25 protein-coding genes are annotated in these 24,694 nt (G+C 71.6%); 12 read left to right on the forward strand and 13 right to left on the reverse strand.

Going from position 1 to position 24,694, the window contains the following annotated elements; genetic code table 11:
* Window positions 1–141: 141 nt before the first annotated feature.
* Genes ACFPIJ_RS63405 through ACFPIJ_RS63420 form a run of 4 tightly spaced genes read left to right on the forward strand, consistent with a single transcriptional unit; the run spans window position 142 to window position 3,995 of the window.
* The gene (locus tag ACFPIJ_RS63405) at window positions 142–2,568 is read left to right on the forward strand and encodes a sensor histidine kinase (protein ID WP_380129243.1); all 2,427 of its coding nucleotides are present in this window, start codon (window positions 142–144) and stop codon (window positions 2,566–2,568) included.
* 55 nt (window positions 2,569–2,623) lie between these two features.
* Window positions 2,624–3,046 (forward strand): roadblock/LC7 domain-containing protein, encoded by a 423-nt coding sequence (locus ACFPIJ_RS63410; RefSeq protein WP_380129244.1) that lies wholly within the window; start codon window positions 2,624–2,626, stop codon window positions 3,044–3,046.
* Window positions 3,047–3,055: 9 nt separating this feature from the next.
* A complete protein-coding gene (locus ACFPIJ_RS63415) occupies window positions 3,056–3,421 on the forward strand; it encodes a DUF742 domain-containing protein (RefSeq protein WP_380129245.1) in 366 nt (121 codons plus the stop codon).
* Window positions 3,402–3,995, forward strand: coding sequence for a GTP-binding protein (locus ACFPIJ_RS63420; protein ID WP_380129246.1), 594 nt, complete (start codon window positions 3,402–3,404; stop codon window positions 3,993–3,995). The genes ACFPIJ_RS63415 and ACFPIJ_RS63420 overlap by 20 nt, the downstream gene beginning before the upstream one ends.
* A 311-nt stretch (window positions 3,996–4,306) precedes the next feature.
* Here ACFPIJ_RS63420 and ACFPIJ_RS63425 read toward each other — a convergent pair whose 3' ends face one another.
* The 6 genes from ACFPIJ_RS63425 to ACFPIJ_RS63450 all read right to left on the reverse strand — a co-directional run bounded on the left by ACFPIJ_RS63425 (window position 4,307) and on the right by ACFPIJ_RS63450 (window position 9,132).
* Complete coding sequence (locus ACFPIJ_RS63425) at window positions 4,307–5,419, reverse strand: hypothetical protein (protein ID WP_380129247.1); 1,113 nt, start codon at window positions 5,417–5,419, stop codon at window positions 4,307–4,309.
* 375 nt (window positions 5,420–5,794) lie between these two features.
* Window positions 5,795–6,040: a hypothetical protein gene (locus ACFPIJ_RS63430; protein ID WP_380129248.1), complete on the reverse strand. Its 246-nt coding sequence runs from the start codon at window positions 6,038–6,040 to the stop codon at window positions 5,795–5,797.
* Between the two features lie 78 nt (window positions 6,041–6,118).
* Window positions 6,119–6,247: a hypothetical protein gene (locus ACFPIJ_RS63435; protein WP_380129249.1), complete on the reverse strand. Its 129-nt coding sequence runs from the start codon at window positions 6,245–6,247 to the stop codon at window positions 6,119–6,121.
* A 68-nt stretch (window positions 6,248–6,315) separates the two neighbouring features.
* Window positions 6,316–6,903, reverse strand: coding sequence for a DUF305 domain-containing protein (locus tag ACFPIJ_RS63440; RefSeq protein ID WP_380129250.1), 588 nt, complete (start codon window positions 6,901–6,903; stop codon window positions 6,316–6,318).
* A gap of 5 nt (window positions 6,904–6,908) precedes the next feature.
* On the reverse strand, window positions 6,909–7,724 hold the full coding sequence (locus tag ACFPIJ_RS63445; protein WP_380129251.1) for a lytic polysaccharide monooxygenase: 816 nt from the start codon (window positions 7,722–7,724) through the stop codon (window positions 6,909–6,911).
* A gap of 91 nt (window positions 7,725–7,815) precedes the next feature.
* Window positions 7,816–9,132: an NAD(P)/FAD-dependent oxidoreductase gene (locus ACFPIJ_RS63450; protein ID WP_380129252.1), complete on the reverse strand. Its 1,317-nt coding sequence runs from the start codon at window positions 9,130–9,132 to the stop codon at window positions 7,816–7,818.
* Window positions 9,133–9,219: 87 nt separating this feature from the next.
* Here ACFPIJ_RS63450 and ACFPIJ_RS63455 point away from each other — a divergent pair, with 87 nt between their 5' ends.
* Both ACFPIJ_RS63455 and ACFPIJ_RS63460 read left to right on the forward strand, forming a co-directional pair.
* Window positions 9,220–10,416: an MFS transporter gene (locus tag ACFPIJ_RS63455; protein ID WP_380129253.1), complete on the forward strand. Its 1,197-nt coding sequence runs from the start codon at window positions 9,220–9,222 to the stop codon at window positions 10,414–10,416.
* Window positions 10,417–10,663: 247 nt separating this feature from the next.
* On the forward strand, window positions 10,664–12,106 hold the full coding sequence (locus ACFPIJ_RS63460) for an SDR family NAD(P)-dependent oxidoreductase (RefSeq protein ID WP_380129380.1): 1,443 nt from the start codon (window positions 10,664–10,666) through the stop codon (window positions 12,104–12,106).
* An 18-nt stretch (window positions 12,107–12,124) separates the two neighbouring features.
* Here the strand turns inward: ACFPIJ_RS63460 and ACFPIJ_RS63465 are convergent, their stop codons facing one another.
* On the reverse strand, window positions 12,125–12,826 hold the full coding sequence (locus ACFPIJ_RS63465; protein WP_380129254.1) for a bifunctional nuclease domain-containing protein: 702 nt from the start codon (window positions 12,824–12,826) through the stop codon (window positions 12,125–12,127).
* A 68-nt stretch (window positions 12,827–12,894) separates the two neighbouring features.
* The gene (locus ACFPIJ_RS63470; RefSeq protein ID WP_380129255.1) at window positions 12,895–13,683 is read right to left on the reverse strand and encodes a sporulation protein; all 789 of its coding nucleotides are present in this window, start codon (window positions 13,681–13,683) and stop codon (window positions 12,895–12,897) included.
* A 37-nt stretch (window positions 13,684–13,720) separates the two neighbouring features.
* Here ACFPIJ_RS63470 and ACFPIJ_RS63475 point away from each other — a divergent pair, with 37 nt between their 5' ends.
* The gene (locus tag ACFPIJ_RS63475; protein WP_380129256.1) at window positions 13,721–14,116 is read left to right on the forward strand and encodes a MerR family transcriptional regulator; all 396 of its coding nucleotides are present in this window, start codon (window positions 13,721–13,723) and stop codon (window positions 14,114–14,116) included.
* A gap of 8 nt (window positions 14,117–14,124) precedes the next feature.
* Here the strand turns inward: ACFPIJ_RS63475 and ACFPIJ_RS63480 are convergent, their stop codons facing one another.
* Window positions 14,125–14,766: an FMN-dependent NADH-azoreductase gene (locus ACFPIJ_RS63480; protein WP_380129257.1), complete on the reverse strand. Its 642-nt coding sequence runs from the start codon at window positions 14,764–14,766 to the stop codon at window positions 14,125–14,127.
* 95 nt (window positions 14,767–14,861) lie between these two features.
* Between ACFPIJ_RS63480 and ACFPIJ_RS63485 the strand changes: the two genes are divergently transcribed.
* Window positions 14,862–15,398, forward strand: coding sequence for a MarR family winged helix-turn-helix transcriptional regulator (locus ACFPIJ_RS63485; RefSeq protein ID WP_380129258.1), 537 nt, complete (start codon window positions 14,862–14,864; stop codon window positions 15,396–15,398).
* 145 nt (window positions 15,399–15,543) lie between these two features.
* Window positions 15,544–16,992, forward strand: coding sequence for a serine/threonine-protein kinase (locus ACFPIJ_RS63490; protein ID WP_380129259.1), 1,449 nt, complete (start codon window positions 15,544–15,546; stop codon window positions 16,990–16,992).
* A gap of 9 nt (window positions 16,993–17,001) precedes the next feature.
* On the opposite strand, the gene ACFPIJ_RS63495 is transcribed toward ACFPIJ_RS63490, so the two are convergent.
* Complete coding sequence (locus ACFPIJ_RS63495) at window positions 17,002–17,565, reverse strand: TIGR03086 family metal-binding protein (RefSeq protein ID WP_380129260.1); 564 nt, start codon at window positions 17,563–17,565, stop codon at window positions 17,002–17,004.
* A 66-nt stretch (window positions 17,566–17,631) separates the two neighbouring features.
* Here ACFPIJ_RS63495 and ACFPIJ_RS63500 point away from each other — a divergent pair, with 66 nt between their 5' ends.
* On the forward strand, window positions 17,632–18,522 hold the full coding sequence (locus ACFPIJ_RS63500; protein ID WP_380129261.1) for an AraC family transcriptional regulator: 891 nt from the start codon (window positions 17,632–17,634) through the stop codon (window positions 18,520–18,522).
* Between the two features lie 251 nt (window positions 18,523–18,773).
* Window positions 18,774–19,520: a M23 family metallopeptidase gene (locus ACFPIJ_RS63505; RefSeq protein ID WP_380129262.1), complete on the forward strand. Its 747-nt coding sequence runs from the start codon at window positions 18,774–18,776 to the stop codon at window positions 19,518–19,520.
* Window positions 19,521–19,528: 8 nt separating this feature from the next.
* Here the strand turns inward: ACFPIJ_RS63505 and ACFPIJ_RS63510 are convergent, their stop codons facing one another.
* Window positions 19,529–19,879, reverse strand: a complete 351-nt coding sequence (locus ACFPIJ_RS63510) for a VOC family protein (RefSeq protein ID WP_380129263.1) — start codon at window positions 19,877–19,879, stop codon at window positions 19,529–19,531.
* Window positions 19,876–21,948, reverse strand: coding sequence for a phosphate acetyltransferase (gene pta, locus ACFPIJ_RS63515; protein ID WP_380129264.1), 2,073 nt, complete (start codon window positions 21,946–21,948; stop codon window positions 19,876–19,878). Before pta ends, ACFPIJ_RS63510 begins: the two co-directional genes overlap by 4 nt.
* 18 nt (window positions 21,949–21,966) lie before the next feature.
* Here pta and ACFPIJ_RS63520 point away from each other — a divergent pair, with 18 nt between their 5' ends.
* Window positions 21,967–23,109, forward strand: coding sequence for an acetate/propionate family kinase (locus ACFPIJ_RS63520; RefSeq protein ID WP_380129265.1), 1,143 nt, complete (start codon window positions 21,967–21,969; stop codon window positions 23,107–23,109).
* Between the two features lie 107 nt (window positions 23,110–23,216).
* Here ACFPIJ_RS63520 and ACFPIJ_RS63525 read toward each other — a convergent pair whose 3' ends face one another.
* Window positions 23,217–24,605, reverse strand: a complete 1,389-nt coding sequence (locus tag ACFPIJ_RS63525) for an aminotransferase-like domain-containing protein (protein ID WP_380129266.1) — start codon at window positions 24,603–24,605, stop codon at window positions 23,217–23,219.
* Between the last annotated feature and the right edge of the window lie 89 nt (window positions 24,606–24,694).

The raw sequence follows: 24,694 nt of genomic DNA on the forward strand, positions 1-24,694 counted from the left end.
GCTGACCAGCCAAACTTGAGGGAGTCGTACATCGCTGTTACGGTGCCCGATGTCTACGAGGTCGCAAGTTTGCAACATGATTAACTTCCCCAAGTTAGCCGATGCCTTTTCTTGCTTTCCGCGCCTGCGGTGGATGGTGTGATGCGTTCTCGTAGCACGAATTTGCGTGCGAAAATTACCGCGCTGCTGGTTTCGCTGGCTGCCCTGTGGGCGTTCGCGGCGTGGGTGACCCTGCGAGAGGGTTTGAACCTGTTCTGGGTTCAGGCCCACAACAGCAGAATCTACCAGCCGAGCGAGCCCCTACTGAGAGACCTGCAATCCGAGCGTCGGCTCTCCGCGGCCTATCTCGGCGCCTCCGGCGACCAACAGCGCCAGGCCCTGACCGCCGGACGGCAGCAGACCGAGCAGGCTAGCGCAGCGTTCCGGAACTCGGTGCAGAGCTGGCAGGCCAACCCGTCAGGGGATGCGGAGCTGCAACGGGCCGTCGACAAGGTCGTCGCCGGCCTGGACGGATTGGCCGCGGTGCGGGCCTCGATCGACGCTCGTAACATTGACCGTGCTGCGGCGTCGACCGCGTTCACGAAGCTGGTCGACTCCCTCTTCGAGGTTTACGACTCGCTGGGCGGCTTGGACGACAAATCCATCGCCGACGACGCAGCCGCACTGATCCAGCTCAACCGGACCTGGGAGCTGATCTCCCAGGAGGACGCCCTATTGACCGGCTCCATGGCTGCCGGCCGTATGACGGCCGACGATCACGCGCAATTCGTCCAAATCGTGGGCGCGCAACGATTCCTCGCCGGCGATACCACTTCCAGACTTTCAAGCGCTGACCAGGCCCGGTACAGCCAGATGGCCAGCGGAAAGAACTTCACGGCGTTCCGGGCCGTGGAGGACCGCGTCATTGCTGACACGCGGGCGGGCGTCAAGCCGCCGGCCAGCAACGACGAATGGCGCGCCGTGGTCGACCCCGCCCTGGCTGACCTGCACGACGTCGTGGTGACCGGCGGCAAGGACATCGTGGCGCGCTCAACGCCAGTCGCGGTCTGGGTCCTCATCCGCCTGGTGCTCGCTGCCGGCCTCGGGCTCGCGACGGTCATCGCGTCGATCATCGTCTCGATCACCACAGCCCGCCGGATCGTGCGGCAGTTGGAGCGTCTGCGCGACGCGGCGCGGCAGCTCGCCGATGAGCGCCTGCCGAGCGTGGTGGACCGTCTCAGCCGCGGCGAGGTGGTCGACGTCAAGGTCGATGCGCCGCCGCTGGAGTTCGGCGACGACGAGATCGGCCAGGTGGGTCATGCGTTCAACGCGGTGCAGGAGACGGCGGTCCGTGCCGCGGTCGAGCAGGCCGACCTGCGCCGCAGCGTCCGTGACGTCTTCCTGAGTATCGCCCGCCGGTCTCAGTCGCTGGTCCACCGCCAGCTCACCCTGCTCGACGGCATGGAGCGGCGGGAGGGCGACGCGGTCAAGCTCGACGAGCTGTTCCGCGTAGACCACCTCTCCACCCGTTTGCGACGCAACGCGGAGAACCTCATCGTGCTGGCCGGGTCGAGCCCGGGCCGCGTCTGGCGGCGCACGATCCCGATGGTCGACATCGTCCGCAGCGCCATCGCGGAGGTCGAGGACTACGCACGGGTCACGGTGTACCCATTCGGGCCGGTTGACCTGGCCGGCCGGGCGGTCAGCGACGTGAGCCACCTGCTCGCCGAACTGGTCGAGAACGCGCTGTCATTCTCGCCGCCGCACACCGAGGTTCACATCAAGGGCCAGATGGTCGGTGCCGGCTACGTGCTGGAGGTCGAGGACCGGGGCCTGGGCATCGCGCCCGACGAGCTCGCCGAGCTGAACCAGCGCATCACCAGCCACCCCGAGTTCACCCTGAGCAGCGCCGCGCGGCTGGGGCTGTTCGTGGTGAGCCGGCTCGCCGAGCGGCACGGGATCCGGGTCCAGCTCAAGGAATCGGCGTACGGCGGGACGACGGCCGTCGTGCTGATCCCCAAGGACCTGCTGGGCGAGGGCACCGGCGACGGCGAGGCCAGCGGCATCCCGGCGTCGAGCCCGCGCGCCTTGGCGGCGGTCAGTGGTACGCACCAGCTGGAGGGATCTGATGTTGCCTTCATACCGCCAACGAGGGACCGTAGGCCGGTCGCTCTTGCCGAGCCGCCCCCGATGCTCGGTCTGGACCTCGCCGCGACGATGAGCGCGATGCCGTTGCCGGAACCGCAGGAGCCGCCGGGCGCGATGCCCGCCGCTGGGAACGGAGCCCAGCCGGGAGCCTCCGCCGACGCGGGGGGCGCGTTCACCCAGGGTGGCCTGCCCGTTCGGATGCGCCAGGCCAACCTCGCGGCAGGGCTGCGGGACGGCGACCTCAGCGCCGACGGCCCAGCGCCGGCGACAGAGCCGTTGCGGTCTCCCGAGCAGGTGCTGAGCCGGATCTCCTCCTACCAACAGGGCAGCCGCCTGGGCCGCGCCGCCTCGCCCCGCCACTCGGCCAGCGACATCGACCCACCGACACCCCTTCCGACCCGCGCTGCGTCTGACGGCAACGACGAACAGCCGACGACGTGAACAGACCGACGCGAGCCGAACTCGCCCATCGCGGGCATGACCTAAGGGGAAACCTGTGGTTCTGAAGACGGCGGCAAACGCCGACCTGACCTGGCTATTAGACGACTTCGTGACGCGGATCGACCACGCAGAGCACGCGATTGTGCTGTCGGTGGACGGCCTGCTCAAGGCATCATCGAAAACGCTCGGCCAGGACGACGCGGAGCATCTGTGCGCGATCGCGGCGGGCATCCAGAGCCTGGCCCGGGCCGCGGGCAAGCGGTTCAACGGCGGGCCCCTGCAGCAGACGATCGTCGAGATGCAGGATTCCTCGCTGCTCGTCACGGAGGCGGGCGACGGCTCGTGCCTGGCGGTTCTTGCGGCGGCGAGCGCCGACCTGGGCGTCATCGCCTACGAGATGGCGATGCTCGTCACTCGCGTCGGGAAGTACCTCGGCTCGCCGCCGCGAACAGGCGATCCGGCCGGAAAGGCGGGGTGACGCGTCACGATGAGCACCCCCGAAGAGTGGGTCGACGACTACGCCGGCCCGGTCGTGCGTCCATATGCGATGACCCGTGGACGGACCCAGCCGGTGCGGGGAACGTTTGACCGCATCGCTCTAGTCACGGCCATGGTAACTACGACGGCGCCCGCGGTCGGGCTGGAGCCCGAGCACCTGTCGATTATCAGGCTGTGCCAGCAGCCGACATCGGTGTCCGAACTGGCCGCCTTTCTCGACCTGCCGCTCGGCACCATCCGCGTCATGCTCGGCGACCTGCTCGACCGATTTCTTGTCCAGGTTTCTGAGCCAGCTGGGACTCGTCCCGACATCGACATCATAGAGGCGGCGATCAATGGCCTACGGGCGCTCTGACGGGGTACCCACTGCGATCAAGATCCTTATCGCGGGCGGGTTCGGCGTCGGCAAGACCACGATGGTCGGTGCGGTGAGCGAGACCGGCCCGCTCCGCACCGAGGAGGTCCTCACCGAGGCGAGCACCGGCGTTGACAGCCTCAGCGGCGTGGAGACGAAGTCAACCACGACGGTGGCGCTGGACTTCGGTCGAATCACCATCAACGAGCAACTCGTGCTGTATGTGTTCGGCACGCCGGGCCAGGACCGGTTCTGGTTCATCTGGGACGAGCTCGCGCTGGGCGCGACGGGCGCGGTCGTGCTCGCCGACACCCGCCGGCTCGCCGACTGCTTCCCGTCGGTGGACTACTTCGAGCAGCGCGGCACACCCTTCATCATCGCGGTGAACTGCTTCGAGGGCGCCCCTAGCTACGACCTGCACGAGATCAAGCAGGCGCTGAACCTTGAGACCGACGTGCCGATCGTCCTCTGCGACGCCCGGCGGCGGGAATCAGGCAAAGAAGTGCTGATCACGCTGCTGCGGCACGCTGGCAGCACCCGCGCCAGAGGGGCGGCAGTGCGCGCCAACGCGTGACGCACAACCAGCCTGAACGCCTAGCCACCCGCGCCCAGGCCCTGGCCGCGCCCACACCACCTTCGCCGAGGTTGACTTCGACAGCACCGCGCAGGCGCGGGTACCGGCACCGTTGCACGTCACGCAGCCCGGCTGGCCTATGACTCTGGCCTATGACCGGGGTATCGCTGTGCGAGCCGGAGCCGGATGACCTGTTCGACCAGACGGATCAGCGCGTCCTTGACAGAGTGGCGTGCCCGGGCGTCGCAGTGCAGGACCGGGACCTCGGGGCCCAGTTTCGAGCGCGCTATGGATCTCTACGTCGGATTCCGTCATTCTGTGGATTTCGTTCTGAACCTTGTCGGCGCCGCGCTCACATCTCGGTGCTCTCGATTGGCCGTGGACCTCGCTTCCCACAGCTGAGCGGCCGTACGAGGACGAATGGCTTCGTCGGTGACTTCGGGGCTCTGGCGCGAACTGTGTGATGGATGCCGGACCATGAATCGTTGCCCGAGTGCGCGATGCCGTCGGACAGCTGCTTGCCCATCTGGACGGCATTGAGATCGACGAGGTCGTGGACGCTGGTCCCGAGTTGGTCCTCGCGGGTCGGGTCCGTAGCGGTCAGGCCGTTTGTCAGGCGTGTGCGGTGCCGTCGTCTCGGGTGCATTCGCGGTATCGCCGGACGTTTGCGGATGTTCCGGTCGCCGGCCGGCCGACGCGGATCGTGTTGTGGGTGCGGTTCTTCTGCGACAACGCGGTGCGAGGCGCAGACGTTCACCGAACAGGTCGATGGGTTGACTCGGCGGTGGTCGCGGATCAGCGATGGGCTGCGGCAGATGTTGACCACGGTCGGGCTCGCGTTGGCCGGCCGGGCTGGGGCGAGGATGGCTGCAGCGTTGGGTATGCCGGCCAGCCGTCACCGTCTGCTCCGTCTGGTCCGGGCTTGCCCGATCCTGCAGTGGGTGAGGTGGCGGCCGCGCGACGAGCGTGCGGTACAGCAGGTATCCGGGCCGCACCCAGGTCCGCCAGCGGGGCACGATGTCCAGCGTGAAGCGGGTCGTGTGCTCGTAGAACTCGCGCACGAGCGGGTGCACCGCCGCCGGGTCGAACTCCGGCCCGGCCAGCTGGTCCAGGTCCGGGACGATGCCGACGTCCGGCGCCGCCTCCTGGTACACGCCGCCGGTCGCTTCGGCGAGGGCGCGGAAGTAGCCGGTGCCGACATACCGGGTCCGCGCCTCGAGCGGCACGACGAACGGCAGCCGCTCCGCCGGCACCCGGTCCGCGAGGAGACTGACCTGCGGGTCGCGGAACACCAGCTGCGACACCGTCCGGAACGCGACCACGGCCGCGGCGGCAACCTGCGCCGGCGGCCGCCCGCGCATCGCCGCACCGACCGCCAGCCCGACGACGGGCCCGAGCGCCACCTTGTGCGGCCGGATCCCCATCGCGCCGGCGACCACCCCGGCCGCGGCGCCGACGGCGAGGGGGCTCGCGCCCGCCTTGCCGGCGACCCATCCGACCGGTGCCGCGACGGCGCCGCTGGCCGCGATCCTGGACCAGACGGCGGGGATCTCGTTCGGCTTCTGCAAGGCTCGTGCGGCCGCGTCGACGGACGCCAGGGCGGCGGCGCCGAGCAGCGCTTCCGTGACGGCACGCCGCGGCCCCCGGTGTGCACCGAGCGCGGCACCGGCCACGGCGCCCATCACGGCGGCGAACCCGATTCCTTGCGCCTCTTCGCGTCCATGGCGTCTGTTGTACACGCCGGGCCGGCGGCCGCTGGGCCTTGGGCTCGCCTCGATTGCTGGACCGGTGAGGCTTCCTCAGACGGGCGCGGGGAGGATGGCGATCAGCTGGGTCGGGGGTTCGAGGGCGTCGACGAGTGTGTCGCCCTCCAGCCAGAGGCCGCCGGCGCGGCAGACCAGTGCGGCGGCCGCCTCGATGGGGCAGGGGAGCAGGGCGCCGCAGGCGCCGCAGCGGGCCGGGTCGTCGGGGTCGCGCTCGAGGTGGCGGGTCTGGAGTTCGGCGGCGGTGGTGACGAGGACGCTGTCAGGGTCGAGGTGCAACATGCCGATGATCGTGCCGTCGGTGGAGGCGGCGGCCGCTGTGCAAAACGGGTGAAACGCCTGCGCGCGGGAGATCACCCGCTAGTGCGTGGGCTTGCCGGTGCCGTCGCACTGGCCTCCGCCGGCCTGGTGCGGCGGGGTGGGGGCACCGGCGTTGACGTGGACCTTCGCGTCGCAGACAGGGCACCGGCTCGTGGCTTCCGTGGACATCTCGTACACCTCGCAAAGAAGGACCGGACGAGAGGACTGTTTCCCCTCGTCCGGCCCGTTTGAACATGTCAGCCGCTGACGAGCACCAGCATCTGCTGGATCTGCTGGGTGCGGGACAGTTCGATGCGTTCGGCGAACTGCTTCACGGTCGTGTTCTGGCCGTTCGTCTTGAGCTGCTGCGCCATCTCGACCGCGTTGTGCTGGTGGGCGATGAGCAGGTTCAGGAACTTCATCTCGAAGTCGGCGCCGGACGCGTTGCGCAGGGCCGCGAGCTGCTCCTCGCCGGTGGCGGCCTGGCCGCCGTGCGCGGCGTGCGAGCTGTGGTCGTCGCTGCCGGTGGCCTGCTCGTTCCAGCCGGTGAGCCAGCCGCTCATCCGGTCGACCTCCTCGGCCTCGGTGACGTCGATGGCGCCGGCGAGGTTGACGACGTCCTCGCGGACGCCCTTGTCCCGGCCGAGCTTCAGCATCTCCAGGCCCTGCCGCTGGTGGCCGATCATCATCTGCAGGAACAGCACGTCGTAGGCGTTGTGCGGGCCCTCGGCGACGGCCGCGACGCCCTGCGGGACGGCGGTGGCCGGCTGGTTGACGTCCTTGCAACCGGTGAGGAGGACGGCCGCGGCGACCAGGACGGCGGCGACGGCACGGATACGCGTCATGAGGCTCACACCGGCAGCCAGAGGGCCAGGGTGTAGATCGGCTCCCACGTGTAGATGGACGTGTGCGACTGGCGGCACTGGTACCGGCGGCCGTCATACGTGACGACGTCGCCGACGTGGTACGTGGTCCCGGCCGCCCAGGCGGCGCCGCTCGGCGCGGGTGGCTTGGTGGTGGGTGCCGTGGTCGGGGTCTTCGTCGCAGTCGCAGTCGCAGTCGCGGTGGCCGTGGGCTTGCTGGTGGCCGTCGCGGTCGGCTTTGGTGACGACGTGGTCGCGCTCGGTCTGGGCGTCGGGGTGCTGGTGCCGCCGCCGCTGCCGACCTGCAGGTCGACGCAGTTGTAGAAGGCGTTCGCGGTGTCGGCGATGTTCCACACCGCGAGCACCGTCTGGCGGCCCGAGTACCCGGCGAGGCTCACCTGGTGCGACACGGTCGCGTTGGGCTGCTTGCCGCCGTCGTTGAACTGCGCGATACGGGTGTTGCCGATGAAGTAGTCCCAGGTGCTGGTCGAGTGCCGGGCCGTCAGCACCCAGTTGAAGGTGACCGACGAACCGACCTGCGTCGCGGGCCAGTTGCGGCTGTTGTCGTTGAGCACCGCGAACTCGGGCTTGTTCGCGTTGCACGTCTTGAGCCCCTTCGGACCTTCGACGCTCTGCGGCTCGTACTGAATGGCGCCGCAGTCGGCCACCTTTCCCTGCGCGCACAGCGCCTGGCGGCTCGGCGGGGACGACACGTATCCGTGTGCCGACGCGGGCGAGCCGAGCCACAGGGTGCTGGCCGCCGCACCCAGGGCGACCAGCGGATAGACCACGGATCTACGCATTTGAAAACACCTTCCACACCATTGTTCGCGGGGTGTGGAAAACGTATCTGAAGGGCGCTTAACGAGCCCTTCTGCGATTTGCAAATCCCGCCTAACGCGTATTTATGGCGGCGTTAAGCGACACGCGTTCCGGCGTGGCCGCGTCCAGCGGCACGTGCGCGCCGGGGACGAGGCCGAGCTCGACCGCGGGCCGGCCGGCCACGGCGTCCAGGATCCAGTCGGCGACCACCCGGCGGCGGTTGCCGGGCAGCGAGATCAGGTGGTACGCCCGGGTGACCGCCTTGGCCGGCAGCCCGGACAGCGGCAGGCGCAGCGGGTTCGCGGCCGCGTCGGTGCCGCCGAGGTCGACCAGGAATCCCAGGTCCCGGTGCTTGTACCGGCGCCGCCGCCCGATCCCGAACGACGCGGCGATGTTGTGTGCGACGAGCGCGCCCTGCCGCACCGCATGCTGCGCCGTCATCGGGGTCAGCCGACCCGGACGGGTCAGGTCGGGCACGGCGGCCGCGTCGCCGCAGGCGAACACCTCCGGGTATCCGGGCACCGTCAGGTACTCGTCGACGACGAGCCGGCCCTGCTCGGTGCGCAGCTCCAGATCCTCGATCAGCGGGTCCGGCCGCACGCCGACGCACCAGATGAGCGTGCGGGTCGGCAGCTCGCGGCCGTCGGTGAGGCGGACCCGGTCGGCCAGGGCCTCGGCCACCGAGCAGCCGGCGAGCACCTCGACGCCGCGTTCGCGCAGCACCTGCTCCGCGGTGCGGGACAGCCGCGGCGACAGCTCCGGCAGCACCCGCGGCGCGGTGTCCAGCAGCAGCCAGCGGACCTGCTCCCCGATCAGCGCCGGCTGGTGGCGCAGCAGGTCGCGGACGGCGAGCTGGCAGTGTGCGGCGACCTCCGTGCCGGTGTAGCCGGCGCCGACCACGACGAACGTCAGCCGGGCCGCGCGCTCCGCCGGGTCGTCGGTCTCGGCCGCCAGCTCGACCTGCCGGACCAGGTGGTCGCGCAGGTACAGCGCCTCCGGGATGCCGCGGAACCCGTGCGCGTGCTCGGCGAGCCCCGGGATCGGCAGCAGCTTGTTGACGCTGCCGGCGGCGACCACGACCCGGTCGTAGCCGAGGTACCGGACGCGGCCGTCCGGGTCGCGGTAGCGGACCTCGGCCCGGTCCGGGTCGACGTGCTCCGCCTCGCCGAGCACCAGCCGGACCCCGGGCAGCGCCGCCGGTAGCGACACCGTCACCCGGCGGGGCTCCAGCACGCCGGCCGCCACCTCCGGCAGCAGCGGCAGGTACAGGAAGTAGTCCGTCGGGTTGAGCAGCGTGATCCGGGCGTTGCCGCGGGACATCCGCGCCAGCCGCCGGGCCGCGTGGAACCCCGCGAACCCGCCACCGACCACCACGATGTGTGGTGCCATCTTCGCCTCCAGGTCGTCAGGTCATGAGCGTCACGCTGCCCGTACCCGTGTCGACATGGTCCACGCCCGCCCAGCATGATCGCTGCCATGCTCACCGTCGTGCTGCGGACCGCTCAGGTCGCCCGGGTCCTCGCGGCCAGTACCCTCGGCCGGCTGCCGCTCGGCGCCGCGCCCGTCGCGCTGCTGCTGTTCGCCCGCGAGACGATGTCGATCGGTGCGGCCGGGGCGCTCGTCGGGGTGTACACGGCCGGGATCGCGGTCGGCGGGCCGGTCCTCGCCCGGGTCGCGGACCGGCTGCGGCAGCCGCCGGTGATGCTTGCCGGCGCCGCCGTGTCCACCGCCGGTTTCCTGCTGCTCGCCTCCGGGGTGCCGTTCTGGGCGGCGCTGCTCGCCGTGCTTCTGGCCGGGCTCGGCGCGCCACCGTTCGAGGCGGGGCTGCGGGTGCTGTGGCGGACGCTGCTGGACGAGGAGCAGGTGCCCACCGCGTACACCCTGGACATCGCGGTGCAGGAGCTCATCTTCATCTTCGGCCCGCTGGTCGCCGGCGCCTCCGTCACGCTCGGCGGCCCGGTCGCCGGGCTCTACGTGACCGCCGGCCTGCAGCTGCTCGGGACGCTCTGGTTCGTCAGCACGCCCGTCGTGCGCGGCTGGCGGGGCGAGCACGCCGAGCGGCACTGGGCCGGCGCGCTGCGCTCGGGGCGGCTGCGGCTGCTCCTCGTCGCGGTCATCCTCGTCGGCACCGGGGTGGGGAGCCTGCCCGTCGCCGTGATCGACTACGCCGAGTCGGTCGGCAGCCGGGGCTGGTCGAGCTGGATCCTGGCGGCGCAGGCGACCGGCGCGCTCATCGGCGGCCTGATCAACACCCGGGTGAAGGTCGACGGGCGGCGGCTGCCGCTGCTCGCGATGTGCCTCGGTCTGGCGTTCGTGCCGTTGCTGCTCACCCCGTCGGAGCCCGCCCTGCTGCTGCTCCTCGCGGTGGTGTCGGGCCTGTTCCTGCCGCCGTTCCTGGCCGCGACGTTCGTCACGGTCGACCGGATCGCCCCGGCGGGCACCGCGGCGGAGGCGTTCGCGTGGGTGGCGACCGCGTTCTCGGTCGGCGCGGCGACCGGTGCGGCGCTGGACGGTGCCATCCTCGACGCGACCACGGGCCCGAGAATCGGGTTCCTGCTGTCTCCGCTGGTCATCATGCTTGCCGCGCCGTTGTTGGTACCCCTGGCAAGACACGTTCGAGCGGCGATGAACGGATTTGTCCGAAATAACCGGAAAATCGAGTTTACTGACTAGTGTCGAAAGCAGCGCGGCGCCCACCGGCAGAACAACGGGGGACGGTGGACGTCGCGGCAGCGGCGGGTCCGGGGCGGCAACGGCGCCACCCGGACCCGTTCGGCGTTTCGCGTACAGTTCCGGGGTGACTCCGCACGACCCCACTCTCACCTCCGCCCCTGCCCCCAGGGTCGACCCGCCCCCGTCGGACGCTGCTGACAGCGCTGCCGGTGCTGACAGCGCTGCCGGTGCTCTCGACAGCGACGGCGTGCCGTTCGGCCCCGGCGTCGATCCCGAGCGGCTGGCGATCTGCCTCGCGGTCTTCGAGGAACTCGACGACCTGCCACCGGACCACCCCGACGTGGTGCGGGTGCGCAGGGCGACGTCACACCTGTACAAGAGCGTCAAACGGCAACGGCGCAGCGACCGCCGGGCCGCCATCACCGAGGCCGACCGCACCGTCACCGCCGCCACCGCGACCGGGGCGCCCGGCCGCATCGACGACGAGACGCAGGGCATCGCGCTGGTGTCGCCCACTATCGGCGCGACCGCGGGCCGCCTGCAGCGGGCCAGGTCCTGCTACACGTGCAAGGACCGCTACGTCGACGTCGACGCCTTCTACCACCAGCTCTGCCCGTCCTGCGCCAGGCTCAACCGGCAGCGCCGCGACGCCCGCACCGACCTGACCGGCCGGCGCGCCCTGCTCACCGGCGGGCGGGCGAAGATCGGCATGTACATCGCGCTGCGGCTGCTGCGTGACGGCGCCCACACGACGATCACCACCCGGTTCCCCAACGACGCCGTGCGCCGCTTCGCCGCGATGCCTGACAGCGCCGACTGGATCCACCGGCTGCGGATCATCGGCATCGACCTGCGCGACCCCGCCCAGGTCGTCGCGCTCGCCGACGAGGTCGCCGCGCAGGGCACCCTCGACATCCTGATCAACAACGCGGCGCAGACGGTCAAGCGGGCGGCCGGCTCCTACGCGCACCTGGTCGCCGCCGAGTCGGTCCCGGTCGAGCTGGACGGGCCGGTGCCGGAGATGCTGACGTTCCACAAGGCGGACCCGCACGCCGAGCTGACCCTCGAGGCCGGCCCGCCGGACGCGACGGGGATCATTCCGCCGCACGCCCTCGCCGCGCTCGCCCTGACCACCGGGTCGGCCACCCCGGAGCGGATCGCCGCGCTCACGGCCATCGACGCCGGCGGGCTGGTGCCCGACCTCGCCTCGATCAACAGCTGGACCCAGCGGGTGCACGAGGTCGACCCCCTGGAGCTGCTCGAGGTCCAGCTCTGCAACGTCACCGCGCCGTTCATCCTGGTCAGCAGACTGCGTCCGGCCCTCGCCGCGGCGCCGGCCCGCCGCAAGTACGTGGTCAACGTGTCCGCCATGGAAGGCCAGTTCAGCCGCAGGTACAAGGGGCCCGGCCACCCGCACACCAACATGGCGAAGGCCGCGCTGAACATGCTCACGCGGACCAGCGCCGAGGAGATGCTCACCGAGGGCATCCTGATGACCGCGGTCGACACCGGCTGGATCACCGACGAGCGCCCGCATCCGACGAAGATGCGGCTGCACGAGGAGGGCTTCCACGCCCCGCTCGACCTCACCGACGGCGCGGCCCGGGTCTACGACCCGATCGTCCGCGGCGAGCAGGGCGAGGACCTCTACGGCTGCTTCCTGAAGGACTACAACCCGTCAGCGTGGTGAGCGGATGCCAGGTCCGGGTCAGCGCAGCTGGTAGGACAGCGTGAACTTGCCGACCTGGACCTCGTCGCCGTCCTTGAGCGTGGCGCTCTTGACCCGCTCGCCGTTGACGTAGGTGCCGTTCAGGCTGCCCAGGTCCAGCGTCGAGTAGCCGAAGCCGCTCGGGTTGCGGTGGAACTCGACGTGCTTGCGGGACACCGTGTTGTCGTCCAGGACGATCTGGTTGGCGGAGTCGCGGCCGCAGCGGCAGATGTCGCCGTCGAGCGCGAACTCGGCGCCGGCCTCGGCACCCTTGCGGATCAGCAGGGTCGCCCGGCCGGACGGCAGCTTCTCCATGTGCGCGGTCAGGTCGAGCGGCTGCGTCGCACCCTCGGGGGCGGCGACGGAGGCCTGGGAGAGGAGTTCCTCGCTGGTCACGATCGGCACGCCCCAGTGGCGGGCCAGGGCGATCGCCTCCAGCGGGGCGGCCGGCACCCGGATGCCGTCGCCGAGCACGAGCTGGAACGGTCCGTGCGCGGCGACGACCTCGATCGCACGCAGCGGGGCGCGCAGGGCCGTCAGCGCCCGCTGAAACAGCTCGGCACTGACCGGCTCGACCAGGTCACGCGGTCCACCTTCGACCGCGAACTGCAGGTGGCGGCCGGTCTGCTCGTCCTTGAGCAGCACCATCGGACGGCTCTGCCAGGTCTGAGCCCGCACACCAACGACGACGAGCTCTCGCATGCCCGGGCCTCCCGTGTCCGACGGTCAACTTTGATGTGCCGCTAACGGTACCGGGAGGTGCCTTGCTTTCAGAAATGCCAGCCCCGTCGTTCCGTCGCCTGCCGGACCCAACCCTCGACCTGTGAGGGCCAGTTGACGCCCGCGGCCTGCGCATGTCCGATCTGGAACCGGTTGATCGCGTCGTGTCCCTCGGAGATGAAACCGCCGCGCTTGTCGAACTCCAGGATCACCTGCGTGCCGTGCTGGTCGGTCACGAAGGTGACCTCGACCTCGTTGATGCGGCTCGCGTACTGGTGCGCGGCGTAGAACTCGATCTCCTGGTAGAACGGCAGCGTCTGGTGCACCCCGTGGATCTGGCCGCGCTCCAGGTCGGCGCCCTTGAACCGGAAGCCGAGCTGTCCGAACGCGTCGAGGATGGCGCCCTGCACCGGCAGCGGGTGCACGTTGATCGCGTCCAGGTCGCCCTTGTCGATCGCGCGGGCCACCTCGAGTTCGGTGCGCACGCCCATGGTCATGCCGTGCAGGCGCTGGCCGTACATGTGCGTGATCGGGGTCTCCCACGGCACCGGCAGCTGGAACGGCACCGCGTGCTGCTGGCCGGGTCCGAGCCGGAAGCCGCCGGTCAGCTGCTGCCGCTGGAACTCCACGGTCGCGTCGTATTCGCTGTCGGCGCCCTCGACCTCGACGCGGGTCTGCAGCGCCACGGTGATCCGCTCGACCTCGACCTCGTGGTCGCCGCCGGCGAAACGGACCTGGCCTGACACGTAACCACCCGGCTGGACGTCGGGTCCGTCAAGGACGGTGTCCACGGTCGGGCCACCAACACCGAGTGCGCGCTTCAGGCTCTTGAAGACCATTCGCGGAGACTAACACGCAGGACTGTAGGGTTGGAGGGTGTCGAGACTGCTGCGGATCGGGGAGCTCGCGAACCTCGCGGGCGTGTCCACCCGCACGGTGGACTTCTACACCGGGCTCGGACTCATCGAGGCTGCTGAGCGCACCGCCGGCAACTTCCGGCTCTACAGCACGGACTGCATCGACCGCATCGCGGCGATCAGGGCCCTGGAGGCCAACGGGGTCAGCCTCGCCGACATGGCCGGGGCACTCGGGCCCGGCAAGGGCGACCTGCCGGGCCAGCTGAGCCAGCTCCAGGTCGACCTGGACACGCTGCGGGAGGCGGCCGCGCACTCCGGCCCGGCCGCCCACCAGTTGCTGCTCGCCCTCACCGCCCGGCTGCAGTCGCTGATCGCCACTGCCATCGAGGTCACGGGCAACCTGCCGCCGATCTAGCGCGTGTTTCAGGACCTGATCAGCTCGGCGACCCGCAGGCCGTGCTCGGCCGCCTTCGCGTGCCCTGCCTTCAGCGACTCGGCGGCGAGGCCCCGCAGCGGCGCCATCGCCGGCGTCACGTCCGCCAGGGTCAGCTCCGCCTCGGCGATGTGCAGGTCGAGGCCGAAGACCTCGCCCAGGATCCGGCGCAGGTACGGCGTGACGTGGTCCCAGCCCTCCTTCGGCGTGCCGGGCCCGTAGCCGCCGCCCCGGCTCAGCGCGAGCACCGCGGGCTTGCCCGCGAGGGGCTGGTCACCCTGCAGGCCGAGGCGGGGGTGCATCACGATCAGGTCGATCCAGGCCTTGACCTGTGCCGGGAGGTTCCAGTTGTACAGCGGCACGGCGAACAGGAAGGCATCGGCGCCGAGCAGTTCCGCGCCGAGGCGGTCGACGAGCTGGCGCGCCTCGTCGGCAGGCGGCGCGGCCGGGTCGACGGCGGCGCGGGCGAGGGCGGTCCACGCGTCCGCGGGCAGCGGCTGAGCCCCGAGGTCGCGCCGGGTGACGACGGCGTCGTGGTGCTCTGCGAGCCAGGCCTGCTCGGCGGTGTCCGCGAGCGCGCGGCTCACCGATCCGGTGGTGCGGATGCTCGCGTCGAGACGGAACAGATGCATGGTGTGGTACCCCCACGTAGTTCGGCTGTTACGCAGATAGTCTGCACAGCAGAACATCTTCCCGCAAGAGTGAGTGAGCCGCTTATCATTGCGGCATGACGCAGGCGCCGGAGGTACGCGACGAACTCCAGTCCGACCTCGGCTGGGCGCTGGGCGTCGTGCTGCGTGCCTACGCCAAGGGCGCGGGTCACGTCATCGCCGGCGTCCCCGGCGGCCCCCGCGGCTACCAGGTCCTCGCGGCCGCCGCGTCCGGCGCCGAGGGCACCCAGCTGGCCCTGGCCAACAAGCTCGGCGTCGACCGCACCGTCATGACCTACCTGCTCGACGACCTGGAGCAGGCCGGCCTCATCGAGCGCCGTCCCGACCCCGCCGACCGTCGCGCCCGGCGCATCGTCGCCACCGACGCCGGCCGCGCCACGATGTGCGAGCTGCAGGTCAAGCTGGAGCACGTCGAGACCCGCGTCCTGGGCGCGCTCGCCGAGCCCGAGCGGGCGGTCTTCCGCGACCTGCTCCGCAAGCTCGCCACCCGCGTCGACGAGCACGACCCCCTCGCCGACGCCTGCACCATGGTCGAGGAGCTCACCGACGTCCCGCCGACCGCCAGAGCCCGCCGTCGCAGACCCTCCGGGTGAGATCTTGGCCCCGGCCCGACCTACCCTGATGTCATGATTCGCCTGGATATGGCAACGGTCTGATCTCATTGCCGGACGCAACGCTCCCAGGTGCGCATACTTGAGTCCGGACCACTGGGCGAGCAGTAAGGAACCTCCGGTCGCGATGATGCTGCAACGCCGGTATCGGCTCGAGCGGCTGATCGGTGCGGGCACCACCAGCGAGGTCTGGCAGGGCCACGACGAGCTCCTGCGTCGCCAGGTGGCGGTCCGCCTGCTGCGCGCCGACCGCGCCCCACTCGCCGATTCGTTCCTGGCCGAGGGCCGCGCCGCCGCCCGGCTCACCCACGCCAACGTCGCCGCCGTCTACGACGTCGGGGTCGTCGAGCTGCCCGAGCGCGGCGACGTGCCATACGTGGTGATGGAGTTCGTCGAGGGCGACACCGTCGCCGACCGGCTCCGCCACGGACCCCTCACCCCCGACGAGGTCGCCCAGATCGGCGCGGAGATCGGCGCCGCCCTCGCCCACGCGCACGGCCAGTGGGTCACCCACGGCGCCCTCACCCCGGCGAAGGTCGCCATCACCGACGTCGGCGCGAAGGTGTTCGGCTTCACCGACCGCCGCGGCGCCGACCCGCACGACGTCAGCCTCGACGTCTACGCACTGGGCAGCCTCCTGCGGGCCGCCCTCACCGGGTCGGCCCCGGCCGGGACCGCCGCCGGGTCACCCGAGCTGGTCGCACCCGCCGATCTGGCCGCCCTCATCGCCCGGTGCCTGCACCCCGACGCGGTCCTGCGCCCCGGCAGCGACGAGGCCGCCCTGGCCTTCGCCCGCATCGCCGGCACCCGTGTCGACCTGCCCGCCTGGTACACGCTGTCCGCGCCCACCGAGGACCTCCCTGGCCCGTTGGTACGCCGCCCGTCAGTGCTGCCGCGGGCCTTCCCGCCGATGCGCCTGCGCCGCGCCGGCTCCGCCGCCCTGGACGGCACGGCCCGCATCGCCGCGCACCGGCCGTGGATCCGTCCCGCCACGCAGCTCGGCGCCCGCTCGGCCGCGCACACCCGCATCGTGCTGTCCAGGCTGCCGTTCGGTGCGCACACCCGGACCAGCGCGCACCTCAACGACGTGACCCTCGTGGACCTGCGCTCCGCCCGCCCCGCCCGGCCCGCTCGTCTTGTCGAGCCGGCAAAGAGCGGCGGCCGGCGCTGGGCGATCCGGGCCGCCGTCGGCTCCGTCGTCGCCGGGATCGTGTCCCTCGCCGCGGTCGCCGCCATCGGCCAGCCGCAGGCGGAGGGAGGACCTCCGGCGAGCGGGACGGTGCAGACCGCGACCGCCGCCGCGAGTCCCCTCCCGGTCGTCACGACCGCGCCGGCGCCGCCGCCACCCGTGGCGACGACCACCCCGCAGACCCAGCCGACCACCCGCCGGCCGACGACCCGCCCGAGCTCGACCCGCCCGTCGACCTCGGCGTCCGCTTCCCCGTCCGCGTCGGCGTCTGCTTCTCCTTCGGCGTCCGCGTCGCCGTCGACCTCGGCGTCCCCGTCCGCCTCGCCGTCCGCCTCCGCCTCGCCGTCTGCTTCTGCTTCTGTCTCCCCGGAGGCAGCCGCGCCGTAACCGTTCCGCTCAGGGGGTCCAGTCCGGGTCACGGCCGCTGAGGCCGAGCACCCTGGCCAGGGGCGGAGCGGTTGCCGGCACGGGCACCTCGGCGGCGTACACACCCATCTGGCGACCCATGTCGGCGGAACGGGCGACCTCGTCGTGCACCCGCAGCACCAGCGCGTCGTCCCAGTGCGGGTGCAGGCCGCCGGCGCGGGCCAGATCCCAGCCGTGCAGCACCAGCTCACCCAGCACCATGCCCCCGACGAGGTCCGCGGGCAGCTCCATCGGCCCGCCCATCCATGTGACGCCCTCCCATGCCGCCGGCGCACCCCACGCCGCGGCGGTCTCCTCGACCTGCGCCCGGAGCAGGTCCCGCCAGTCGCCGCCGGTGCGGTCGATCTCCGCCCCCGGGTCGAGCGCCTCCTTCGTGGCCGCCGCGGTCAACGCCGGCCCCCAGTGCAGCAGATGATTGACCAGGGCCCGCACGTCCCAGCCCGCACACGGCGTCGGTGTGTCGAGCGAACCGACCCCGTCCACAACCTTCAAGGTCACAGCGGCAGCGGTACCGATGAGCAGATGTCCGTCCATCGCCCCGACGGTACGGCCGGCACCGCACCCGGTCTTGGACAAACGCGACGGCTACCGTGGATCCTCGTGCGCGACCCGAGGGAACTGTCCGGCGCGTGGTCGGCATTCCAGCAGCACGGCTCAGCCCCACCGTCCCCACCCCTCGCCGGCGTCGTCAGCCGGTACTGGTGGGCGACCTGGGACCTGCGCGGCCAGGCCCCGTACCGGCAGTTGCTCCCACCCACGCCGAGCGTCCACCTGACGTTCCCCACCGACGGCCCACCCCTGCTGCGCGGCGTCCACCGCCGCTACTTCCACCGCGTCCTGTCCGGCGCCGGGGGCGTGCTCGGCGTTGCGTTCCGGCCCGGGACGTTCCGCCGCTTCCTCAACGCCCCGGCCACCACCCTGACCAACCGCACCGTCCCCGCCATCGACATCTTCGGCCCCGACCTGCCCACGATCGTCGGCTCCGACCCGCCCATTGCCGGGATTTCAGTGCCCGGCCCGCCCGCTACAGGGTTGGTGTCCGACCTGCCCGCTGCCGGGATTTCAGTGTCCGGCCCGCCCGCCGCGGGGATTGTGGGGTCGGGTCCGTTCGCTGCGGGGGCTGATGCCGTCGACGTCTTCCTTGCGGACCGGGTCTCCGCCGACCCGGTGGGCGATGAGGTCGCGGCCTGGGTCGAGTGCGCGTCCGCCACCCCTGATGTGCGCCGCGTCGACGACCTGGCCGCCCTGTGCGGGGTGAACGTCCGCCGCCTCCAACGCCTGTTCGCCGACCACGTGGGGGCGAGCCCGAAGTGGCTGCTGCGCCGCTTCCGCCTGCAGGAGGTGACCGACACCCTCGCCGCCGCTCCGGGCGCCCCGGTCGACTGGGCCGGCCTCGCCGCCGACCTCGGCTACGTCGATCAGGCCCACCTGAGCAGGGACTTCGCCGCCATGTTCGGCGAGCCCCCAACCACGTACGCCGCCCGCTACTGACGTGGACCGCCCCACCGCCGACCGGGACCGGCCCGCCACTGACCGGAACTGCGGCTGATCTGGGCATCGGCGCTGCTGGATCGGGCGCGGAGTCGGGGACGAGTGGCCGGGGAGGTGGTGGGCAGCGGTTGCCGTGGGCGGGTGACGGTGGCCGGCCGGCGTCGCAGACCGGTGAGGCGGCGGGTGACGGCAGGAGGCAGGTGGGGCGGTGTCGTGCGGGGGTTTGTCGGGACGGCGTAGTGTGGCGGGCGATGTTTGCGCTGCGCACCAGGCTTGCCGGTGTCGCCGTGCTGGTGGCGCTCGGCGCCGCTGGCTGTGGCGGCGACTCTGCCCCGACCAGCACCTCGACCACCAAGGCCCCGTCGCCAGGGCGGCAGGTCGCCGAGGGTGCGTCGGGGCTTCCGCCCTCTGCCGCCGGCAGCGCGTCGGCTGGGGCCGGAGGGGCGGACAACGGGGCTGCGGCACCCGGCGGGCAGGCGGTCAAGCACGCGTTCCCGCTGCAGGGCAAGGCGTCCTACAGCCGGACCCACCACGACTACCCGGCCAGTGACATCATCGCGGCGTGCGGGTTGACGGCGGTGTCGCCGGTCGACGGCACGGTCCTTGAGGTGACGCGGACCGACACGTGGAAGGCGAAGGTCAACGACGGGGCGACCCGCGGTGGGCTGTCGGTGTCGATCCTCGGCGGGGACGGGGTGCGGTACTACATGTCGCATTTCTCCACGATCGACGCGGGCATTGAGGCGGGCACCGTCGTCAGGGCGGGCCAGCCGGTCGCGAAGGTCGGCGAGACCGGCGACGCCAGCGCCTGCCACATCCACTTCGGCCTGTCGCCGGTGTGCCAGAAGACCGGCGACTGGTGGACCCGGCGCGGTGCGATCTGGCCGTGGTCCTACCTGGACGCGTGGAAGGCGGGCAAGGAGAAGTCACCGGTCGCCGAAGTCGGCAAGTGGCAGCAGGAGCACGGCTGCCCGACCAAGCCGCTGACGAATCCGTGAGCCACCGCTCAGTCGTAGCAGAGGCAGAACGGGTGTCCGGACGGGTCGCTGTACACCCGGAAGCCGGCCTCCTTGGTCGACAACAGGGTCGCGCCCAGCCGTAACACCTTGGACTCCGTGGCGTCGATGTCGTCGACCTGGATGTCGAGGTGGATCTGCTGCGGGAAGTTGGGGTCGGGCCACAGCGGCGGCCGGTATTCAGGGGCGTGCTGGAAGCTGAGCTTCGTGGTGCCGTCGCCGATGTCGACCCAGTCCCCGTCGACGCGGGTGACCGGCAGGTCGAGCAGCTCGGAGTAGAACCGGGCGAGGGCCTGCGGGTCGGGGGAGTCGAGGACCACCGAGGTGAGTTTCGCCGTCATTCCTCCATCGTGCCCGACGGGTCTGACAAAAAACCCTGAGCCTGGATAGCGGTGATGGCGACGGTGTTGACGATGTCCTTCACGGTCGCGCCGCGGGACAGGTCGTTGACGGGTTTGCGCAGGCCCTGCATGACGGGTCCGACTGCGACCGCGCCCGCCGAGCGCTGCACCGCCTTGTACGTGTTGTTGCCCGTGTTCAGGTCCGGGAACACGAAGACGGTGGCCTGACCGGCGACGGCGCTGCCGGGCAGCTTGGTGGCGGCCACCGAGGGGTCGACGGCGGCGTCGTACTGGATCGGACCCTCCACCGGCAGCGAAGGGCGGCGGGCGCGCACGAGCGAGGTCGCCGAGGCCACCTTCGTCACGTCGGCACCGGTGCCGGAGGTCCCGGTCGAGTACGACAGCATCGCCACCCGGGCCGTGATGCCGAACTGGGCCGCCGTCGTGGCGGAGGACAGCGCGATGTCGGCGAGCTGCTCGGCGTCGGGGTCCGGGTTGACGGCGCAGTCGCCGTACACCAGGACCCGGTCGGGCAGCAGCATGAAGAAGACGCTGGAGGCGACGCCCAGGCCCGGCACCGTCTTGATGATCTCGAACGCGGGACGGATGGTGGCCGCCGTGGTGTGCGTCGCGCCGGAGACCATGCCGTCGGCGAGACCCAGATGGACCATCATCGTGCCGAAGTACGAGACGTCCCGTACCACATCCCGGGCCAAATCCAGTGTCACACCCTTATGTGCCCGTAATTCCGCGTAAATCGGAGCGAACCGCTCCAGCAGCGGAGAAGTGGCCGGGTCGATGACCGAAGCATCCGAAATGTCCAGCCCAAGGTCCCGCGCCTTCGCGGCGATCACCGCAGGATCGCCCAGCAACGTCAACGCTGCCACGCCCCGCCGCAGCAGGATGTCCGCCGCCCGCAGGATCCGTTCCTCCGTCCCCTCCGGCAGGACGAGGTGCTTCCGCGCCGCCCGGGCGCGGTCGATCAGGTCGTACTCGAACATCAGCGGCGTGACCCGCGTCGACGCCGTCAGCTCCAGCGCGTCGGCGAGCGCCGCCGTGTCCACGTGCGACTCGAACGCCCCGAGCGCCGCCGCCACCTTCCGCGGGTTGTCCGGCCCCAGCCGGTGCTCCATACGCGTCGAGGCCGCGATCGTGTCGTAGCTTGCCGTCGGCACCGACAACACCGCGAGACCGGTGTTCAACCGCTCGAACAGCGCCAGCGCCGCCGGGTCCGGGGCGATGCCCAGGGTCAGCACGATCCCGGCGAGCGGCACGGTCCCCGAGGCGTGCGCGGCCGCCGCGGCGACGAGCAGGTCGGCCCGGTCGCCGGGGGTGATGAGCAGGCAGTTGTCGGTCAGGTGGGACAGCAGCGCCGGGACCTGCGCCGCGCCGACGACGTAGTCGAGCACGTCCCGCTCGAGGGAGGCGGGCCCGGCGCTGAGCACCGTGGCACCCAACGCCGCGGCCACCTCCGCGACCGTCGGCGCCGCGACCGTCGGCACGTTGGGGATCGTGTAACAGGGCACCGGCAGCTTCGGCGGCTGCTCGGCGGACTTGTTGACCACGACCGCGGCGACGGTCGCGTCGAGTTCGACCAGCGCGTGGTACGCCTGCCGCGCCACCGATCCGACCGTGTCGGCGTCCAGGTCGGCGCCGTTGACGACGGCGACCACGACCGCGCCGAACTCGTTGGCCAGCCGGGCGTTGAGGGCGAGCGTCGGCGACTGCTCGTCGTCGAGGTCGCTGCCGATGACCACCACGGCGTCATAGTCGCGCGCGATCGGCCGGAACCGCTCCACGATCCGCCCGACCAGGCCTTCGCCGTCACCAGCGGACAGCATCCCGGCCGCCTCCGCCGCCGTCACTCCGAAGGGCTCGTGACCGTCGTTCGGGATGTGGTACCGCGAGCGCAGCAGCGACAACGTCGGGTCCGGTGCCGCACCGTCGACGAACGGGCGGAACACGCCGATCCCGGGGACCTTCCGCGACAGCAGCTCGGCCAGACCGAGCGCGACGGCGGACTTGCCGGATCCGGGTCCGTGTTCGACCAGGTACACGATGCGAGCCACCGCGTTAGTCTGCCTGGCATGATCCTCGTGCTCAACAGTGGCTCCTCGTCGGTGAAGTTCCGGGTCGTCGACCTCGCCGACCCCACGGCCGGGGACCGCGGTTCGGTGGAGCGGATCGGCGAGCCCGGTGGGGTGCCGGACCATGCGGCGGCGCTCGACCAGATCCTCGGCGGCCTGGACGCCGCCGGCATCACCGCCGTCGGGCACCGGATCGTGCACGGCGGCGCCACCTTCACCGCGCCGGCCGTGGTCGACGACGCGATGCTGGCGGTCCTGCGGGAGCTGACCCCGCTCGCGCCGCTGCACAACCCGGGCGGCATCGCCGGCATCGAGGCGGCTCGCGCGGCGCTGCCCGGCGTGCCCCACGTGGCCGTGTTCGACACCGCGTTCCACGCGTCCCTGCCGCCTTCTGCCAGCACGTACGCCCTCGACCGTGACCTCGCCGCACGCCACGGGATCCGCCGGTACGGCTTCCACGGCACCTCCTGCGACATCGTCTCCCGCCGCACCGCCGACCTGCTCGGCCGCCCGCTCGCCGAGCTGAACCTCATCGTGCTGCACCTCGGCAACGGCGCCAGCGCCACCGCGATCCAGGGCGGCCGCAGCGTCGAGACGTCGATGGGCCTCACCCCGCTCGAAGGTCTCGTCATGGGCACCCGCTCCGGCGACGTCGACCCGGCCGTCCTGAGCTACCTGCACCGCGCCGCCGGCCTCGACTTCGCCGCTGCCGAGGAGCAGCTGCAACGCCACGGCGGCCTGCGCGGGCTCGCCGGCGCCAACGACATGCGCACCGTCCTGGAACGCCGCGCCGCCGGGGACTCCGATGCGTCGCTCGCCTTCGACGTGTACTGCCACCGCATCCGCAAGTACGTCGGCGCCTACCACGCCGTGCTCGGTCGCCTCGACGCGATCGTGTTCACCGCCGGCGTGGGCGAGCACGCCGCCCCGGTCCGCGAGGCCGCTCTCGCCGGCCTCGACGGCTGGGGCATCACGATCGACCCGGCCCGCAACGCGGCCCACGCCCCGCTCATCTCCCCGGACGACGCCCCCGTGGCGGTCTGCGTGATCCCGACCGACGAGGAACTCGCGATCGCCGAACAGGTCCGGGCCGTACCGGTTAGACGGGTGCCGGCGCCGCCGCGGGGGCCGGCGCGGGGGTGATCGTGCCGACGATCGGTCGCCACCAGCGGTGCGTGGCAGTGCGAGCGAGGCGGTGGAACGGGGTTCCTGGCGCGGGCAGGCTCAGCATGCGCTGATTAGAGCAGAGCTCAGCGCCAGCCGCGGGGGTGGTTGGCGGTGCGGGGCCCGCTGCCGCGGGCTGCCGCGCCCGCCGCCTCCGCCAGCACGTCGGCCAGTTCGTCGAAGCCGTCGCGGACCAGGCCGGCGGTGATGCGGACGTGGTCGCTGTCCAGGTGGCTCACCTCGAACGGGGCGCCGGGTGCGACCGCGATCCCGTGCGCGGCCAGGGTCAACATTGCCACCTGCTGGTTGGCCACCGCCATCCAGAGGTTGATCCCGTCGGCGGCGGTCGCGGTCACGCCGCGGGTGTCGAGGGCGTCGAGGAGGAGGGTGCGGCGGCGGGCGTACTCGTCGCGGGCGTGCGCGATCTGGTCCACTGTGGACGGATCGGTGAGGAGCTCGACGAGGACTGCCTGCAGCAGGCGGCTGGACCAGCCGGGGCCGAGCAGGCGGCGGTCGGTGACGGCGGTGACCACGTCGGCGGGGCCGCCGATCGCGGCGAGGCGCAGGTCGGGGCCGTGGCTCTTGGAGAAGCTCAGCACGTGCACGGTCCGGTCGGGCAGGCGGCGGCCCAGGCTGACCGGCGCCGCGGTGGCGATGTCGCCGGCGTGGTCGTCCTCGATGACGGTCACCGCGGGGTGGCGGGCCAGGACGCGGGCGAGCTTGTCGGCGCGGGCCTGGGTCATGCTCGCGCCGGTCGGGTTGTGGGCGCGGGGTTGCAGGTACACCGCGACGGGTTCACACGAAGCGAGCGCGGAGGCGAGCGCGTCGGGGCGCATCCCGTGCTCGTCGATGGCGACGCCGACGACCGTGGCGCCGACGGCTTCGAGGAGGTCCAGCATCGGCGGGAACGCCGGGTTCTCGACGAGGACGTGGTCGCCGAAGCGGACCACGCACCCGGTGATCCGGTCGAGCGCGTCCATGGCGCCGTCCACGACCGTGAGCTGATCGGGCGGGAACGGCCAGCGGGCCCGCAGCACGCTCTCCAGCGACGGCAGCACGGCCCCGTCGAGGTAGCTGGTGGTCAGTCGCGCGTCGCCGATCCGGCGCAGCGCGGAAGTGAGCGACGGCAGCAGGTCGTAGTCGGGTACACCGGTCGAATAGTCGTGGACGAGGCCCGAGCCGAGCTCACCCACGCGGCCGCCGAGCTGCGCATATCGCAGGCGCTGGCGGGGTAGGGACGGCGTGGCGACGAATGTGCCGGAGCGGCCCCGGGTCTGGATCGCGCCGGCGCGCGCCAGGCTGCGCCACGCCTCGGACACGGTGGTGGGGCTGATCCCGAGCTCGCGCGCGACGTCCCGCACGGTGGGCAGGCGGGAGCCGGCGGGCAGCGTCCCGGCCGTCACCAGGCGGCTGACGGCAGCGGCGATTCCGCGGGCGCTGCGGTCGTCGACCGCCCCGGCGATGAGCGCGAGCAAATTACATCTCCGAAACATTCTGTAACGCTTGGACCATTGTCCGCCTAGATTTGTGTCGTTAGTGTCCTACGGCATCCGACCCGACACAA

It is taken from the genome of Dactylosporangium cerinum (assembly GCF_042653625.1).
Taxonomy (GTDB): domain Bacteria; phylum Actinomycetota; class Actinomycetes; order Mycobacteriales; family Micromonosporaceae; genus Dactylosporangium; species Dactylosporangium cerinum.